This window comes from Leclercia sp. J807 (assembly GCF_009734465.1).
Lineage (GTDB): Bacteria > Pseudomonadota > Gammaproteobacteria > Enterobacterales > Enterobacteriaceae > Enterobacter.
Map to the genome: position 1 here is coordinate 826,161 of NZ_CP046446.1, position 16,880 is coordinate 843,040.

Here is a 16,880-nt window from a genome sequence, read left to right on the forward strand (position 1 = left end):
TTTCCGTCGACGATAAATACAGGTAAGATTCCGCTCTACTTTCTATGGGTCTCTTACCTGGACACGCCCCGGGCGTTGTCATGAATTAAACGGGACTATACTTAGCTCATCATTAACGGTGGTGCTGGCGGATAGTCTGCCTGAGACAAGTTTTCAAGGATTCGTAACGTGATTAACGACATCAGAAAAGATGCTGAAGTACGCATGGATAAATGCGTCGAAGCGTTCAAAAACCAAATCAGCAAGATTCGTACAGGCCGTGCTTCCCCAAGCCTGCTGGACGGCATCGTGGTGGAGTACTACGGTACGCCAACACCACTGCGTCAGCTGGCTAACGTGACGGTCGAAGATACCCGTACGCTGAAAATCAACGTGTTTGACCGCTCTATGGGCCCGGCCGTTGAGAAAGCGATCATGGCTTCCGATCTGGGTCTGAACCCAAGCTCAGCCGGTACCGACATTCGCGTTCCACTGCCACCGCTGACTGAAGAGCGTCGTAAAGACCTGATCAAAGTGGTGCGTGGCGAAGCCGAGCAGGGCCGTGTCTCCGTACGTAACGTTCGCCGTGACGCGAACGATAAAGTGAAGGCGCTGCTGAAAGAGAAAGAGATCAGCGAAGACGACGATCGCCGTTCCCAGGACGACGTTCAGAAACTGACCGACGCCGCTATCAAGAAAATTGACGCGGCGCTGGCAGAAAAAGAAGCAGAGCTGATGCAGTTCTGATTTCTGTCGTAATCTGATAAAACGCCGTACAGAAGGCCTTTGGGCTTTGCTGGCGGCGTTTTGCTTTTCTGGTTCACTTTTCCGGGCATCTCATGAAGCAATTAACTCTCCTTGGCTCGACCGGCTCAATCGGTTGCAGCACTCTCGATGTTGTTCGCCATAATCCAGACCACTACGCGGTGGCCGCCCTTGTCGCAGGCAAAAACGTTCATCGTATGGTGGAACAGTGCCTGGAGTTCACCCCGCGCTACGCGGTGATGGATGATGAAGCGAGCGCCCGGCAGGTTAAGGCGCTGCTGGCGGAGAAGGGCAGCCGTACCGAGGTGCTGAGCGGGCCAGAGGCCGCCTGTGAAATGGCCGCGCTGGATGACGTCGACCAGGTCATGGCCGCTATCGTTGGCGCGGCGGGGTTACTGCCTACGCTTGCCGCGATCGATGCCGGAAAATCCGTTTTGCTGGCCAATAAAGAGTCGCTGGTGACCTGTGGTCGCCTGTTTATGGACGCCGTGAAGCGCAATGGCGCGCGCCTTTTGCCGGTAGATAGCGAACATAACGCGATTTTTCAGAGTTTACCGCAACCCTTTCAGGAGAACCTGGGGTACGCTGATCTCGAGCAGAATGGCGTCTCTTCTATCCTGCTTACCGGGTCTGGTGGCCCGTTCCGTGACACGCCGCTGTCTGAACTGGTCTCAATGACCCCGGATCAGGCATGCCGTCACCCGAACTGGTCGATGGGGCGTAAAATCTCCGTTGATTCGGCCACCATGATGAATAAAGGTCTGGAATATATTGAAGCCCGCTGGTTATTCAACGCCTCGGCAGCGCAGATGGAAGTGTTGATTCATCCCCAGTCGGTGATCCACTCCATGGTGCGTTATCGTGATGGCAGCGTGATGGCGCAATTAGGTGAACCTGATATGCGCACGCCTATCGCCCATACGATGGCCTGGCCAAACCGCGTAAGCTCAGGCGTTAAGCCACTCGATTTTTGCAAGCTGAGTGCGCTGACGTTTAGCGCGCCTGATTATCAGCGTTATCCGTGTCTGAAGCTGGCGATGGAGGCCTTCGAGCAGGGGCAAGCAGCGACGACCGCACTTAACGCGGCGAATGAAATCGCTGTCGCCGCCTTCCTCGAAAAGCAGATCCGCTTTACGGATATCGCTGCGCTGAACCTGTCTGTGCTTGAGGCGATGGATCTACGCGAACCGCAAAGTGTGGATGACGTATTGACCGTCGACGCAAAAGCGAGGCTCACGGCGCAAAAAGCGGTGACGCACCTCGCAAGCTGGTGATAATCCACCCGCAGGTGGTCTTGCTATTTGTTAGCGTTGGGCTTCAGTGATATAGTCTGCGCCACCTGATTGCGGGTAGTTGACGTTCTGTGGTCAGGTAAGCCGTGGTATGACACGGCTTTTTTACGTAAAGGCTTCAGTATTCCTGAGTACCGTTAAATCCTTTCAGGGACCAAAAACGCGTTATGTTGTCTGCGAACCAACCAATAAGCGAAAACTTGCCGGCTCATGGCTGTCGTCATGTAGCAATCATCATGGATGGCAATGGCCGCTGGGCGAAAAGACAAGGGAAGATCCGAGCCTTTGGGCATAAAGCTGGGGCGAAATCTGTGCGCCGCGCGGTTTCTTTTGCCGCCAATAACGGCATTGACGCGTTAACGCTCTATGCTTTCAGCAGTGAAAACTGGAATCGACCTGCGCAGGAAGTTAGCGCGTTGATGGAATTGTTCGTGTGGGCGCTAGACAGCGAAGTAAAAAGCCTGCACCGCCACAACGTTCGCCTGCGTATTATCGGCGATACCAGTCGTTTTAACTCACGTCTGCAGGAACGCATTCGTAAAGCGGAGGCGTTGACCGGGCAAAATACCGGCTTAACGCTCAATATCGCTGCGAATTATGGCGGACGTTGGGATATTGTCCAGGGTGTGCGGCATTTGGCTGAACAGGTTCAGGAAGGGCTCTTAAGGCCGGACCAGATTGATGAAGAGGCGCTGAGCAAGCAAATCTGCATGAGTGAACTGACACCCGTGGATTTAGTAATTAGGACAGGGGGAGAACATCGCATCAGTAACTTTTTGCTGTGGCAAATTGCCTATGCCGAACTTTACTTTACAGATGTTCTTTGGCCCGATTTTGATGAACAAGACTTTGAAGGTGCGCTGCATGCCTTTGCCAATCGAGAGCGTCGTTTCGGTGGTACCGAGCCTGGTGGCGAAAACGCCTGATGGGGGTAGCTTTTGCTGAAGTATCGCCTGATTTCTGCGTTTGTTTTAATACCTGTTGTCATCGCGGCGCTGTTTTTACTGCCTCCGGTGGGATTTGCGATTGTCACACTGGTCGTTTGCATGCTGGCAGCGTGGGAATGGGGACAGCTTAGCGGCTTTACCTCGCGTTCCCAGCGGGTATGGCTGGCGGTGCTGTGCGGCCTGATGCTGGCGCTGATGCTCTTCATGCTGCCAGAGTACCATCACAATATCCATCAACCGATCATTGCAGGTTCGCTCTGGCTTTCGCTGGGATGGTGGCTGGCAGCGTTGCTGCTGGTGCTCTTCTATCCGGGCTCTGCCTCGCTGTGGCGTAACTCGAAAGTGCTGCGCCTCTGCTTTGGGCTGTTTACCATCGTTCCTTTCTTCTGGGGAATGCTTGCCCTCCGCACCTGGCACTATGACGATAACCCATACAGCGGCGCGTTATGGCTGCTTTATGTCATGATTCTCGTCTGGGGGGCTGACTCTGGCGCCTATATGTTTGGTAAACTGTTTGGCAAACATAAGCTGGCCCCGAAAGTCTCTCCGGGTAAAACCTGGCAGGGCTTTATCGGCGGTCTGTTTACGGCGGCGATTATCTCCTGGGGTTACGGCATATGGGCCAACCTCGAGGTCGCACCGGCAACATTATTGGTCTGTTCAATTGTCGCAGCGCTGGCTTCTGTGCTGGGTGATTTGACCGAGAGTATGTTTAAGCGTGAAGCAGGGATCAAAGACAGTGGCAATCTCATTCCAGGGCACGGTGGTATCCTGGATCGCATAGACAGCCTGACGGCGGCAGTACCCGTGTTTGCCTGCCTGTTTTTGCTGGTGTTTGGGACGATTTAACGGAAGGTTTTATGCTTAGCATTCTCTGGAATCTGGCGGCATTCATTGTTGCACTGGGTGTACTTATCACGGTGCATGAATTTGGCCATTTCTGGGTTGCTCGGCGCTGTGGCGTGCGTGTTGAGCGCTTTTCCATTGGCTTTGGTAAAGCGCTTTGGCGTCGTACCGATCGCCACGGCACAGAATTTGTTATTGCCCTCATCCCTTTAGGCGGCTACGTCAAGATGCTGGATGAACGCGTAGAGTCGGTTGCTCCTGAAATGCGCCACTACGCGTTCAACAACAAAACTGTTGGTCAGCGCGCCGCTATCATTGCTGCCGGTCCGGTTGCAAATTTCATCTTTGCTGTCTTTGCTTACTGGCTGGTGTTTATCATCGGTGTCCCTGGTGTTCGTCCGGTTGTTGGTGAAATTACACCCAACTCCATCGCGGCAAGCGCGCAAATTAATCCGGGGATGGAACTTAAAGCAATTGATGGCATCGAAACCCCTGACTGGGATGCCGTTCGGTTGCAACTGGTCGCCAAAATTGGCGATGAGAGAACCACCGTTAGCGTGTCATCTTTCGGTTCAGAGCAACGTCAGAATAAAATTTTGGATTTGCGCCACTGGACCTTTGAGCCGGATAAAGAAGATCCTGTTGCGGCATTAGGTATCCGGCCGCGCAGCGCGCAGATTGAACCGGTACTGGCTGAAGTCCAGGCTGATTCAGCAGCGCGTAAAGCAGGTTTGCAAGCTGGCGACAGGATCGTTAAAGTCGATGGTCAGCCTTTAACGCAATGGATGACCTTTGTTACTCTGGTGCGTGATAATCCAGGAACGCCGCTGGCGCTGGAGATAGAAAGGCAGGGGAGTCCGCTCTCCTTAACGTTGATTCCGGATACCAAGCCGGGCGGCGGAAAGGCTGAAGGGTTCGCAGGCGTGGTGCCTAAAGTGATCCCGCTGCCTGATGAGTACAAGACAATACGCCAGTATGGGCCGTTCAGCGCCATCCTTGAAGCCACGGATAAAACATGGCAACTGATGAAGCTGACCGTGCAGATGCTGGGGAAATTGATTACCGGTGATGTAAAACTGAACAACCTCAGTGGGCCGATCTCGATCGCTCAGGGGGCTGGGATGTCAGCAGAGTTCGGGGTGATTTACTATCTGATGTTTCTTGCGCTCATTAGCGTGAACCTCGGGATAATCAACCTGTTCCCACTTCCCGTTTTAGACGGGGGCCATCTGCTGTTTTTAGCGATAGAGAAGCTAAAAGGCGGGCCGGTATCCGAGCGAGTTCAAGACTTTAGTTATCGCATTGGTTCGATTTTACTGGTGCTGTTAATGGGGCTTGCACTTTTCAATGATTTCTCTCGGTTGTAAGAGAGTGTTAGGAAGAACGCATAATAACGATGGCGATGAAAAAGTTGCTCATAGCGTCGCTGCTGTTTAGCAGCGCGACCGTATACGGTGCTGACGGGTTCGTAGTGAGAGATATTCATTTCGAAGGCCTTCAGCGAGTCGCCGTTGGTGCGGCCCTCCTCAGTATGCCAGTGCGCCCAGGCGACACGGTTAATGATGAAGACATTAGTAATACCATTCGCGCCCTGTTTGCCACTGGCAACTTTGAGGACGTTCGCGTTCTGCGCGATGGTGATACGCTACTGGTTCAGGTGAAAGAGCGCCCGACAATTGCGAGCATCACCTTCTCCGGCAACAAGTCGGTGAAAGACGATATGCTCAAGCAGAACCTTGAGGCCTCTGGCGTTCGCGTTGGCGAATCCCTGGATCGCACCACCCTCTCTGATATCGAGAAAGGGTTGGAAGATTTCTACTACAGCGTCGGTAAATACAGCGCCAGCGTGAAAGCGGTTGTCACGCCGCTGCCGCGTAACCGTGTCGATCTGAAACTGGTCTTCCAGGAAGGTGTTTCCGCGAAGATTCAGCAGATCAACATCGTTGGTAACCATGCATTCAGCACCGATGAACTGATCTCAACGTTCCAGCTGCGTGATGAAGTGCCGTGGTGGAACGTTGTTGGCGATCGCAAATACCAGAAACAGAAACTGGCGGGTGACCTCGAAACCCTGCGCAGCTACTATCTGGATCGCGGTTACGCCCGTTTCAACATTGACTCGACTCAGGTCAGTCTGACTCCGGACAAGAAAGGCATCTACATTACCGTTAACATCACTGAAGGCGATAAATATACGCTTTCGGGCGTTGAAGTAAGCGGTAACCTCGCGGGCCATTCTGCGGAGATTGAGAGCCTGACCAAACTGCAGCCGGGTGAACTCTATAGCGGTTCCAAAGTCACTAAAATGGAAGACGGCATTAAGAAGCTGCTCGGCCGTTATGGTTACGCTTACCCGCGCGTTCAGACCCAGCCTGAAATCAACGATACGGATAAAACCGTTAAGCTACACGTAAACGTCGATGCGGGTAACCGTTTCTACGTGCGTAAGATCCGCTTTGAGGGTAACGATACCTCCAAAGATTCTGTCCTGCGCCGCGAAATGCGCCAGATGGAAGGGGCGTGGCTGGGCAGCGACCTGGTTGATCAGGGTAAAGAGCGTCTGAACCGTCTGGGTTACTTCGAAACGGTGGATACCGACACCCAGCGTGTGCCAGGTAAACCGGATCAGGTTGATGTCGTTTACAAGGTTAAAGAGCGTAACACCGGTAGCTTTAACTTTGGTGTCGGTTACGGCACAGAAAGTGGCGTTAGCTTCCAGGTGGGTGTACAGCAGGATAACTGGTTAGGTACGGGTTACTCCGTGGGTATCAACGGTACCAAGAACGACTACCAGACTTACTCTGAGCTCTCTGTGACTAACCCTTACTTCACCGTTGATGGTGTGAGTCTGGGCGGGCGTATCTTCTATAACGACTTTAAAGCGGATGATGCGGACCTGTCTTCGTATACCAACAAAAGCTACGGCGTTGATGGTACGCTCGGCTTCCCGGTTAACGAATATAACACCCTGCGTGCGGGCTTAGGTTACGTCCATAACGACCTGTCCAACATGCAACCGCAGGTGGCAATGTGGCGTTATCTGGACTCTATCGGACAGTCTGCCAGCACCTCGAATGATGATAACGGTTTTGCCGCAGATGACTTCACCTTCAACTATGGCTGGACGTACAACCGCCTCGACCGTGGTTTCTTCCCGACTGAAGGTTCTCGCGTCAACCTGAACGGTAAAGTGACCATTCCGGGCTCGGATAACGAGTTCTACAAGGTTACGCTGGATACCGCGTCCTACTTCCCGATCGATGAAGACCATAAATGGGTGGTTCTGGGTCGTACGCGCTGGGGTTACGGCGATGGTTTAGGTGGCAAAGAGCTGCCATTCTATGAAAACTTCTACGCCGGTGGCTCAAGTACCGTACGTGGCTTCCAGTCCAACAACATTGGTCCGAAAGCAGCTTACTATGGCGGTAACGACGAAGATAACTGCGACAAACCAGCCACAGATGGTTCTGGCAATACAAACGTTTGTAGCTCTGATGATGCAGTTGGTGGTAACGCCATGGGTGTTGCCAGCCTGGAGTTTATTACCCCTACGCCGTTTATCAGCGATAAGTATGCCAACTCCGTTCGTACCTCCTTCTTCCTGGATGCGGGTACCGTATGGGATACTAACTGGGAAAATACCAGTGCGACCAGGGCTGCAGGTATTCCGGACTACAGCGATCCGAGCAATATTCGTATGTCTGCGGGTCTCGCACTACAATGGATGTCACCGCTGGGGCCGTTGGTCTTCTCTTACGCCCAGCCGTTTAAGAAATATGATGGAGACAAGGCGGAGCAGTTCCAGTTTAACATTGGTAAAACCTGGTAATTGTCCGTCGCAAAGGAATGCGTTGGCAGTGTAGCGCTGACAACTGGCGATCGCAGGATCGCCTTGCCACGCAAAGAACGGTACCTTCGGGTGCCAATGGGATGGTAAGGAGTTAATTGTGAAAAAGTGGTTATTAGCTGCAGGTCTCGGTTTAGCGATGGCAACTTCTGCTCAGGCAGCGGACAAAATTGCAATCGTCAATATGGGTAACTTGTTCCAGCAGGTTGCGCAGAAAACAGGTGTTTCTGCCAAGCTGGAGAGCGAGTTCAAAGGCCGTGCAAGCGAACTGCAGGGTATGGAAAACGATCTGCAATCCAAAATGCAGCGTCTGCAGCGCGATGGTTCTACCATGAAAGCGAGCGAACGTAGCAAACTGGAAAAAGACGTAATGGCTCAGCGTCAGACTTTCTCTCAGAAAGCGCAAGCTTTTGAGCAGGATCGTCAACGTCGTTCTAACGAAGAGCGCGGCAAGCTGGTTACCCGTATCCAGTCCGCTGTGAAAGCTGTAGCTGCCGATCAGAGCATCGATCTGGTTGTTGATGCCAACGCCGTTGCATTCAACAGCAGCGATGTTAAAGACATCACCGCTGATGTCCTGAAACAGGTTAAATAAGTAATGCCTTCAATTCGACTCGCTGATTTAGCTCAGCAGTTGGATGCAGAATTACACGGTGATGGCGATATCGTCATCACCGCTGTTGCGTCCATGCAATCTGCTAAAGCAGGCAATATCACCTTCATGGTAAGCCCTAAGTACCGTGAACATCTGGCGCTTTGCCAGGCGTCTGCTGTCGTCATGACGCAGGACGATTTGCCGTTTGCCGCAGGTGCTGCGCTGGTAGTGAAGAACCCCTACCTCACGTATGCCCGTATGGCACAAATTCTGGATACCACGCCGCAGCCGGCACAAAACATCGCACCCAGTGCGGTGATTGACCCGACGGCGCAGCTGGGTAACAACGTATCAATTGGTGCAAATGCGGTTATCGAATCAGACGTCGTGCTGGGCGATAACGTGGTCATCGGTGCCGGTTGCTTCGTCGGTAAAAAAACAAAAATTGGTGCAGGCTCTCGCCTGTGGGCCAATGTCTCTGTTTATCATGAGATCGAAATTGGCGAAAACTGCCTGATCCAGTCCAGTACCGTTATCGGTTCGGATGGTTTCGGTTATGCCAACGATCGTGGTAACTGGGTTAAGATCCCGCAGCTTGGCCGGGTGATCATCGGCGATCGCGTCGAAATCGGTGCATGCACGACTATTGACCGTGGTGCGCTTGATGACACGATCATCGGTAATGGTGTTATCATCGATAACCAGTGCCAGATTGCACATAACGTTGTGATTGGCGACAATACTGCCGTTGCCGGTGGCGTTATTATGGCGGGCAGCCTGAAGATTGGCCGTTACTGCATGATTGGCGGCGCCAGCGTCATTAACGGGCATATGGAAATATGCGATAAGGTTACGGTTACCGGTATGGGCATGGTTATGCGTCCAATCACCGAACCGGGCGTCTACTCTTCAGGCATTCCGTTGCAGCCTAACAAGGTGTGGCGTAAGACTGCAGCCCTGGTGATGAATATTGATGATATGAGCAAGCGCCTCAAGGCCATTGAGCGCAAAATCGATCAACAAGACTAAGCGTTCATCCGTTTAACGCACACTTCCCGGCCTGTCGGCTTTCTTATAAACCGGCAGGCCGTGTTATTATTGCCATTCAGATATTTTGACAGGAAGAGTATTTTGACTACTGACACTCATACTCTGCATATTGAAGAGATTTTAGAACTTCTGCCGCACCGCTACCCGTTTTTGTTGGTAGACCGTGTGCTGGATTTTGAAGAAGGTCGTTTTCTGCGCGCAGTGAAAAATGTTTCTGTAAACGAGCCATTCTTCCAGGGGCATTTCCCTGGGAAGCCTATCTTCCCGGGCGTATTGATCCTGGAAGCGATGGCTCAGGCTACCGGTATTCTGGCGTTTAAAAGCGTTGGGAAACTGGAGCCGGGTGAGCTCTATTACTTCGCAGGTATCGACGAAGCGCGCTTCAAGCGCCCGGTTGTGCCTGGTGATCAGATGATCATGGAAGTGACTTTTGAAAAAACGCGTCGCGGCCTGACTCGCTTCAAAGGCGTAGCTCTGGTTGACGGCAAGGTTGTTTGCGAAGCTACCATGATGTGTGCGCGTAGCCGGGAGGCCTGATACGTGATTGATAAAACCGCCTTTATTCATCCAACCGCCATTGTGGAAGAGGGTGCCGTTATCGGTGCTAACGTCCACATTGGTCCATTCTGTATTGTTGGACCCCATGTCGAAATTGGTGAGGGTACCGTACTGAAATCTCACGTCGTTGTGAATGGTCATACGACTATTGGCCGCGATAACGTGATCTATCAGTTCGCCTCCATCGGCGAAGTTAACCAGGATCTGAAATATGCTGGCGAACCAACCCGTGTGGAAATTGGCGATCGTAACCGCATTCGCGAAAGCGTCACCATTCATCGTGGCACAGTACAGGGCGGTGAGTTGACGAAGGTGGGCAGCGATAACCTGTTTATGGTCAACGCGCATATCGCGCATGACTGTACCGTGGGTGACCGCTGCATTCTCGCCAACAACGCAACGCTGGCGGGACACGTATCAGTTGATGATTTTGCAATCATTGGCGGCATGACCGCTGTCCATCAGTTCTGCATCATTGGTGCGCACGTGATGGTTGGCGGCTGCTCCGGCGTGGCGCAGGACGTTCCGCCGTATGTGATTGCGCAGGGTAACCATGCGACGCCGTTTGGCGTCAACATCGAAGGCCTTAAGCGTCGCGGTTTTAGCCGTGAAGCGATTATGGCTATCCGCAACGCTTACAAGCAGTTGTACCGTAACGGTAAAACGCTGGAAGAGGCTAAGCCGGAAATTGCCGAACTGGCGAAGCAGCATCCTGAGGTGAACGCGTTTGTGGAGTTCTTCGCACGCTCAACCCGTGGTCTGATTCGTTAATGGTCGATAGTCGCCCGCTTACGATCGCCCTCGTCGCCGGAGAAACCTCCGGCGATATTCTTGGTGCAGGTCTGATTCGAGCGCTCAAAGCGCGCGTTCCCAACGCGCGCTTTGTCGGCGTTGCTGGCCCATTGATGCAGGCTGAAGGCTGCGAAGCCTGGTACGAAATGGAAGAGCTGGCGGTGATGGGCATCGTCGAGGTACTGGGTCGCCTGCGCCGGTTGCTGCATATTCGCGCCGATCTGACGCGTCGTTTTACCGAACTTAAGCCCGATGTGTTCGTGGGCATTGATGCGCCTGACTTCAACATTACCCTCGAAGGTAATCTGAAAAAACAGGGGATCAAAACCATCCATTACGTCAGTCCGTCCGTCTGGGCGTGGCGACAGAAACGCGTTTTCAAAATAGGCAGATCGACGAATCTGGTATTGGCCTTCCTGCCTTTCGAAAAAGCGTTTTACGATAAATTCAACGTTCCGTGCCGCTTTATCGGCCATACTATGGCCGACGCCATGCCGCTGGATCCCGATAAAAATGGTGCACGTGACCTGCTGGGTATTTCACATGATGCCCACTGCCTGGCGTTGTTGCCGGGGAGCCGCGGCGCAGAAGTCGAAATGCTCAGCGCTGATTTTCTGAAAACTGCGCAAATTCTGCGTCAGACTTACCCTGACCTGGAAGTGGTCGTGCCCTTGGTGAATGCCAAACGCCGGGAGCAGTTCGAGCGTATTAAGGCGGAAGTCGCCCCCGATCTGCATGTCCATCTGTTGGATGGCAAAGGCCGTGAGGCGATGGTCGCCAGCGATGCCGCGTTGCTGGCATCAGGTACCGCTGCGCTGGAGTGCATGCTGGCGAAATGCCCGATGGTGGTGGGTTATCGTATGAAGCCGTTTACCTTCTGGCTGGCAAAACGGCTGGTGAAAACGGATTACGTCTCCCTGCCGAACCTGCTTGCCCGACGTGAGCTGGTGAAAGAGCTACTGCAGGATGAGTGTCAGCCGCAGGCATTAGCCGCTGCGCTGCTGCCGCTGCTGGCTAACGGCAAAACCAGCCATGAAATGCATGACACCTTCCGGGAACTGCATCAGCAAATCCGCTGTAATGCCGATGAGCAGGCGGCTGACGCGGTGCTGGAGCTAGCAAAATGATGGAATTTGTTTACCCTCACGCCCATCTGGTGGCGGGAGTGGATGAAGTAGGGCGTGGGCCGCTGGTGGGTGCAGTGGTGACTGCCGCAGTGATCCTCGATCCTGCTCGCCCAATTATCGGTCTGAATGACTCGAAGAAATTATCCGAGAAGCGCCGCCTGGCGTTATACGATGAAATTAAAGAGAAAGCGCTGGCCTGGAGTGTCGGGCGGGCGGAACCGCATGAGATCGACGAGCTGAATATTCTGCATGCCACCATGCTGGCGATGCAGCGTGCCGTCGCCGGGCTGAGCGTGGTGCCAGAGTATGTGCTGATCGACGGTAATCGTTGTCCGGCGCTGCCCATGCCGTCGCTGGCAGTGGTAAAAGGCGACAGCCGGGTGGCGGAAATTAGCGCCGCTTCGATCATTGCTAAAGTCACGCGCGATGCTGAAATGGCCGCGCTGGATCTCACATTTCCCCAGTATGGTTTTGCCCAGCATAAGGGGTATCCTACCGCTTTCCATCTGGAAAGACTGGCTGAACACGGCGCAACTGAACATCATCGCCGCAGTTTTGGACCGGTGAAACGCGCACTGGGACTGATGTCCTGAATCAAGACGCCAATAAGTAACGCGGAATCTGAAGATGGCTGAACCACGTTTCGTACACCTGCGGGTGCACAGCGACTATTCCATGATTGATGGGCTGGCGAAGACCGGGCCGCTGGTGAAAAAGGCGGCCTCGCTTGGCATGCCTGCGCTGGCGATCACCGACTTCACCAACCTGTGCGGTCTGGTGAAGTTCTACGGAACGGCGCACGGTGCCGGGATGAAGCCGGTAATTGGTGCTGATTTTCACGTACAGAGCGAGCTCCTCGCCGATGAAATGACGCAAATTACCGTCCTGGCGCTGAACAATACCGGCTATCAGAACCTGACGCTGTTGATCTCCCGTGCCTATCAGCGCGGCTACGGCCCGCAGGGTCCGTGGATCGATCGCGCGTGGCTGGCGGAGCTGAATGAGGGGCTGCTGCTGATCTCCGGCGGGCGTATGGGCGACGTAGGCCGATGCCTGCTGCGCGGCAACACCGCCCTGGTGGAGCAGTGCGTCGATTTTTATAAAGAGTATTTCCCGGATCGCTTCTACCTGGAGCTGATCCGCACCGGTCGTCCTGATGAAGAGAGCTATCTGCACGCCGCAGTCGCCCTGGCGGAAGAGCAGGGCCTGCCGGTGGTTGCCACCAACGATGTGCGCTTCATCAACGCCGATGATTTTGACGCCCATGAAATTCGCGTCGCTATTCACGATGGTTTTACCCTCGACGATCCGAAACGGCCGCGTAACTATTCGCCGCAGCAGTACATGCGCAGCGAAGAGGAGATGTGCGAGCTGTTTTCCGATATCCCGGAAGCGCTGGAGAACAGCGTAGAGATCGCCAAGCGCTGTAACGTCACCGTCCGTCTGGGTGAATACTTCCTGCCGCAGTTCCCGACCGGCGACATGACCACCGAAGACTTCCTGGTCATGAAATCGAAAGAAGGTCTGGAAGAGCGCCTTGAGTTTCTCTTCCCGGATCCGGCTGTTCGCGCCGAAAAGCGCCCGGAGTATGACGAGCGTCTGGACGTTGAGCTCCAGGTTATTAACCAGATGGGGTTCCCCGGCTACTTCCTGATCGTTATGGAGTTTATCCAGTGGTCGAAAGACAACGGCGTACCGGTAGGGCCGGGCCGTGGTTCGGGTGCCGGATCGCTGGTGGCCTATGCGCTGAAAATTACCGATCTCGATCCGCTGGAATTTGACCTGCTGTTCGAACGCTTCCTCAACCCGGAACGTGTCTCGATGCCCGACTTTGACGTCGATTTCTGCATGGAGAAACGCGACCAGGTCATTGAACACGTGGCAGACATGTACGGTCGTGATGCGGTATCGCAGATCATTACCTTCGGTACCATGGCGGCAAAAGCAGTTATCCGCGACGTGGGCCGCGTGCTGGGGCATCCGTACGGCTTTGTTGACCGCATCTCGAAGCTGGTGCCGCCTGACCCGGGCATGACCCTGGCGAAAGCGTTCGAAGCGGAGCCGCAGCTGCCGGAAATCTACGAGGCGGATGAAGAGGTTAAAGCGCTGATCGACATGGCGCGTAAGCTGGAAGGGGTCACCCGAAACGCCGGTAAACACGCCGGTGGGGTGGTCATTGCCCCGACCAAAATTACCGACTTTGCGCCGCTCTACTGCGATGAATCGGGCCTGCATCCGGTCACCCAGTTTGACAAGAATGACGTGGAATATGCCGGGCTGGTGAAGTTTGACTTCCTCGGCTTGCGTACGCTCACCATCATCGACTGGGCGTTGAAGATGATCAACCCGCGCCGGGCCAAGCAGGGCCTGGAGCCGATTGATATTGCCGCGATCCCGCTCGATGACAAGAAAAGTTTCGACATGCTGCAACGTTCGGAGACCACGGCGGTCTTCCAGCTTGAATCCCGCGGCATGAAAGATTTGATCAAGCGTCTGCAGCCTGACTGCTTCGAAGATATGATCGCGCTGGTGGCGCTGTTCCGTCCGGGGCCGCTGCAGTCCGGGATGGTAGATAACTTTATCGACCGTAAGCATGGCCGCGAGGAGCTCTCTTATCCGGATGTTCAGTGGCAGCATGAAAGCCTGAAGCCGGTGCTGGAGCCAACCTACGGCATCATCCTGTATCAGGAACAGGTCATGCAGATCGCCCAGGTGCTCTCCGGCTACACCCTCGGCGGCGCGGATATGCTGCGTCGTGCGATGGGTAAGAAAAAGCCGGAAGAGATGGCCAAGCAGCGCTCGATCTTTGAAGATGGGGCGAAGAAAAACGGCATCGACGGTGAACTGGCGATGAAAATCTTCGATCTGGTAGAGAAATTTGCCGGATACGGATTTAACAAATCGCACTCTGCGGCCTACGCGCTGGTCTCCTATCAGACGCTGTGGCTGAAGGCGCACTACCCGGCCGAGTTTATGGCCGCGGTAATGACCGCCGATATGGACAACACCGAGAAGGTGGTCGGTCTGGTAGATGAGTGCTGGCGCATGGGGCTGAAAATCCTGCCGCCGGACATCAACTCCGGTCAGTACCATTTCCACGTCAATGACGACGGAGAGATTGTCTACGGCATCGGCGCGATTAAAGGGGTGGGTGAAGGCCCTATCGAAGCGATCATCGAAGCCCGTAACCAGGGCGGCTATTTCCGCGAGCTGTTTGACCTCTGCGCGCGAACCGATATTAAAAAGCTCAACCGCCGGGTGCTGGAAAAGCTGATTATGTCCGGGGCGTTTGACCGTCTCGGGCCGCATCGCGCCGCGCTGATGAACTCGCTGGCCGACGCCCTGAAGGCCGCCGATCAGCACTCGAAAGCCGAAGCCATTGGTCAGGCGGATATGTTCGGCGTGCTGGCAGAAGAGCCGGAGCAGATTGAACAATCCTATGCCAGCTGTCAGCCGTGGCCGGAACAGACGGTACTGGATGGCGAGCGTGAAACGCTGGGCCTGTACCTGACCGGGCACCCGATCAACCAGTATCTTAAAGAAATTGAGCGCTATGTCGGAGGCTACCGGCTGAAAGACATGCATCCGACAGAACGTGGTAAGATTACCACGGCTGCGGGGCTCGTCATTGCCGCGAGGGTTATGGTCACCAAACGCGGCAATCGTATCGGCATCTGTACGCTGGATGACCGTTCCGGGCGGCTGGAGGTGATGTTATTCACCGACGCGCTGGATAAATACCAGCAGCTGCTGGAAAAAGACCGCATACTTATCGTCAGCGGACAGGTCAGCTTTGATGACTTCAGCGGGGGACTTAAAATGACCGCCCGCGAAGTGATGGACATTGACGAAGCCCGGGAAAAATATGCTCGCGGGCTTGCTATCTCGCTGACGGACAGGCAAATTGATGACCAGCTTTTAAACCGACTCCGTCAGTCTCTGGAACCCCACCGCTCGGGGACCATTCCAGTACATCTCTACTATCAGAGGGCGGATGCGCGTGCACGGTTGCGCTTTGGTGCGTCGTGGCGTGTCTCTCCGAGCGATCGTTTACTGAACGATCTACGTGGCCTCATTGGTTCGGAGCAGGTGGAACTGGAGTTTGACTAATACAGGAATACTATGAGTCTGAATTTCCTTGATTTCGAACAGCCGATTGCAGAGCTGGAAGCGAAAATCGATTCTCTGACTGCCGTGGGCCGTCAGGATGAAAAACTGGATATTAACATCGACGAAGAAGTGCATCGTCTGCGTGAAAAAAGCGTAGAACTGACGCGTAAAATCTTTGCCGATCTCGGCGCATGGCAGGTTGCTCAACTGGCTCGCCATCCTCAGCGTCCGTACACCCTGGATTATGTCCGCCTGGCGTTTGATGAATTCGACGAACTGGCTGGTGATCGTGCATACGCTGACGATAAAGCTATCGTTGGCGGGATTGCGCGTCTTGACGGCCGTCCGGTGATGATTATTGGCCACCAGAAAGGGCGCGAAACCAAAGAAAAAATTCGCCGCAATTTCGGGATGCCAGCACCAGAAGGTTATCGTAAAGCCCTGCGTCTGATGGAGATGGCCGAGCGTTTTAACATGCCGATCATCACCTTCATCGACACCCCGGGAGCCTATCCTGGTGTGGGCGCGGAAGAGCGTGGTCAGTCTGAAGCGATTGCCCGTAACCTGCGTGAAATGTCGCGTTTAAGCGTGCCGGTTATCTGCACCGTTATCGGTGAAGGTGGTTCCGGTGGCGCGCTGGCCATTGGTGTGGGCGATAAAGTGAATATGCTGCAGTACAGCACCTATTCCGTTATCTCCCCGGAAGGGTGTGCCTCCATTCTGTGGAAAAGCGCCGATAAAGCCCCGATGGCTGCGGAAGCGATGGGCATTATCGCTCCTCGCCTGAAAGAGCTGAAGCTGATCGATACCGTTATCCCGGAACCGCTGGGTGGCGCGCATCGTAAGCCAGAAGTGATGGCCGCCTCCCTGAAGGCGCAGCTGCTGGCTGACCTCGCTGATCTCGACGTGCTGAGCAAAGAAGATCTGCTGAACCGTCGTTACCAGCGTCTGATGAGCTACGGCTACGCGTAA

Annotated in this window: 14 protein-coding genes; all 14 read left to right on the forward strand. The window is 54.2% G+C overall.

Annotation, left to right across the window (positions count from 1 at the left end; genetic code table 11):
• Nucleotides 1–168 precede the first annotated feature (168 nt).
• The 14 genes from frr to accA all read left to right on the forward strand — a co-directional run bounded on the left by frr (nt 169) and on the right by accA (nt 16,880).
• Nucleotides 169–726 (forward strand): ribosome recycling factor, encoded by a 558-nt coding sequence (frr, locus tag GNG26_RS03810; RefSeq protein ID WP_103178334.1) that lies wholly within the window; start codon nt 169–171, stop codon nt 724–726.
• Nucleotides 727–818: 92 nt separating this feature from the next.
• Nucleotides 819–2,018: a 1-deoxy-D-xylulose-5-phosphate reductoisomerase gene (gene ispC / locus GNG26_RS03815; protein ID WP_103178335.1), complete on the forward strand. Its 1,200-nt coding sequence runs from the start codon at nt 819–821 to the stop codon at nt 2,016–2,018.
• 185 nt (nt 2,019–2,203) lie between these two features.
• Nucleotides 2,204–2,962 (forward strand): (2E,6E)-farnesyl-diphosphate-specific ditrans,polycis-undecaprenyl-diphosphate synthase, encoded by a 759-nt coding sequence (gene ispU, locus GNG26_RS03820; RefSeq protein WP_103178336.1) that lies wholly within the window; start codon nt 2,204–2,206, stop codon nt 2,960–2,962.
• 12 nt (nt 2,963–2,974) lie between these two features.
• Complete coding sequence (gene cdsA, locus GNG26_RS03825) at nt 2,975–3,832, forward strand: phosphatidate cytidylyltransferase (protein WP_103823299.1); 858 nt, start codon at nt 2,975–2,977, stop codon at nt 3,830–3,832.
• An 11-nt stretch (nt 3,833–3,843) separates the two neighbouring features.
• Nucleotides 3,844–5,196 (forward strand): sigma E protease regulator RseP, encoded by a 1,353-nt coding sequence (gene rseP, locus GNG26_RS03830; RefSeq protein ID WP_103178338.1) that lies wholly within the window; start codon nt 3,844–3,846, stop codon nt 5,194–5,196.
• A gap of 29 nt (nt 5,197–5,225) precedes the next feature.
• Nucleotides 5,226–7,658: an outer membrane protein assembly factor BamA gene (bamA, locus tag GNG26_RS03835; RefSeq protein WP_156237846.1), complete on the forward strand. Its 2,433-nt coding sequence runs from the start codon at nt 5,226–5,228 to the stop codon at nt 7,656–7,658.
• A gap of 118 nt (nt 7,659–7,776) precedes the next feature.
• A complete protein-coding gene (gene skp, locus GNG26_RS03840; protein ID WP_103178340.1) occupies nt 7,777–8,271 on the forward strand; it encodes a molecular chaperone Skp in 495 nt (164 codons plus the stop codon).
• A 3-nt stretch (nt 8,272–8,274) separates the two neighbouring features.
• Nucleotides 8,275–9,300 carry a UDP-3-O-(3-hydroxymyristoyl)glucosamine N-acyltransferase gene (lpxD, locus tag GNG26_RS03845; RefSeq protein ID WP_103823301.1) on the forward strand — a complete coding sequence of 342 codons (1,026 nt, stop codon included), beginning with the start codon at nt 8,275–8,277 and terminating at the stop codon, nt 9,298–9,300.
• A 102-nt stretch (nt 9,301–9,402) separates the two neighbouring features.
• Nucleotides 9,403–9,858, forward strand: a complete 456-nt coding sequence (gene fabZ / locus GNG26_RS03850; RefSeq protein ID WP_007373234.1) for a 3-hydroxyacyl-ACP dehydratase FabZ — start codon at nt 9,403–9,405, stop codon at nt 9,856–9,858.
• A 3-nt stretch (nt 9,859–9,861) separates the two neighbouring features.
• Entirely contained in the window at nt 9,862–10,650 is a 789-nt protein-coding gene (lpxA, locus tag GNG26_RS03855) for an acyl-ACP--UDP-N-acetylglucosamine O-acyltransferase (RefSeq protein WP_103823302.1), read from the forward strand.
• Entirely contained in the window at nt 10,650–11,798 is a 1,149-nt protein-coding gene (lpxB, locus tag GNG26_RS03860; RefSeq protein ID WP_103178343.1) for a lipid-A-disaccharide synthase, read from the forward strand. Before lpxA ends, lpxB begins: the two co-directional genes overlap by 1 nt.
• A complete protein-coding gene (gene rnhB / locus GNG26_RS03865) occupies nt 11,795–12,391 on the forward strand; it encodes a ribonuclease HII (protein WP_103823304.1) in 597 nt (198 codons plus the stop codon). Before lpxB ends, rnhB begins: the two co-directional genes overlap by 4 nt.
• A gap of 34 nt (nt 12,392–12,425) precedes the next feature.
• A complete protein-coding gene (gene dnaE, locus GNG26_RS03870; protein WP_156237847.1) occupies nt 12,426–15,908 on the forward strand; it encodes a DNA polymerase III subunit alpha in 3,483 nt (1,160 codons plus the stop codon).
• Nucleotides 15,909–15,920: 12 nt separating this feature from the next.
• Nucleotides 15,921–16,880, forward strand: coding sequence for an acetyl-CoA carboxylase carboxyl transferase subunit alpha (accA, locus tag GNG26_RS03875; RefSeq protein ID WP_103178346.1), 960 nt, complete (start codon nt 15,921–15,923; stop codon nt 16,878–16,880).

Bases quoted from the DNA above. Each gene is read 5' to 3' on its own strand.
- ispC (WP_103178335.1), top strand. From the start codon at position 819: ATGAAGCAATTAACTCTCCTTGGCTCGACCGGCTCAATCGGTTGCAGC.
- ispU (WP_103178336.1), top strand. From the start codon at position 2,204: ATGTTGTCTGCGAACCAACCAATAAGCGAAAACTTGCCGGCTCATGGC.
- rseP (WP_103178338.1), top strand. From the start codon at position 3,844: ATGCTTAGCATTCTCTGGAATCTGGCGGCATTCATTGTTGCACTGGGT.
- bamA (WP_156237846.1), top strand. From the start codon at position 5,226: ATGGCGATGAAAAAGTTGCTCATAGCGTCGCTGCTGTTTAGCAGCGCG.
- lpxD (WP_103823301.1), top strand. From the start codon at position 8,275: ATGCCTTCAATTCGACTCGCTGATTTAGCTCAGCAGTTGGATGCAGAA.
- lpxB (WP_103178343.1), top strand. From the start codon at position 10,650: ATGGTCGATAGTCGCCCGCTTACGATCGCCCTCGTCGCCGGAGAAACC.
- rnhB (WP_103823304.1), top strand. From the start codon at position 11,795: ATGATGGAATTTGTTTACCCTCACGCCCATCTGGTGGCGGGAGTGGAT.
- dnaE (WP_156237847.1), top strand. From the start codon at position 12,426: ATGGCTGAACCACGTTTCGTACACCTGCGGGTGCACAGCGACTATTCC.
- accA (WP_103178346.1), top strand. From the start codon at position 15,921: ATGAGTCTGAATTTCCTTGATTTCGAACAGCCGATTGCAGAGCTGGAA.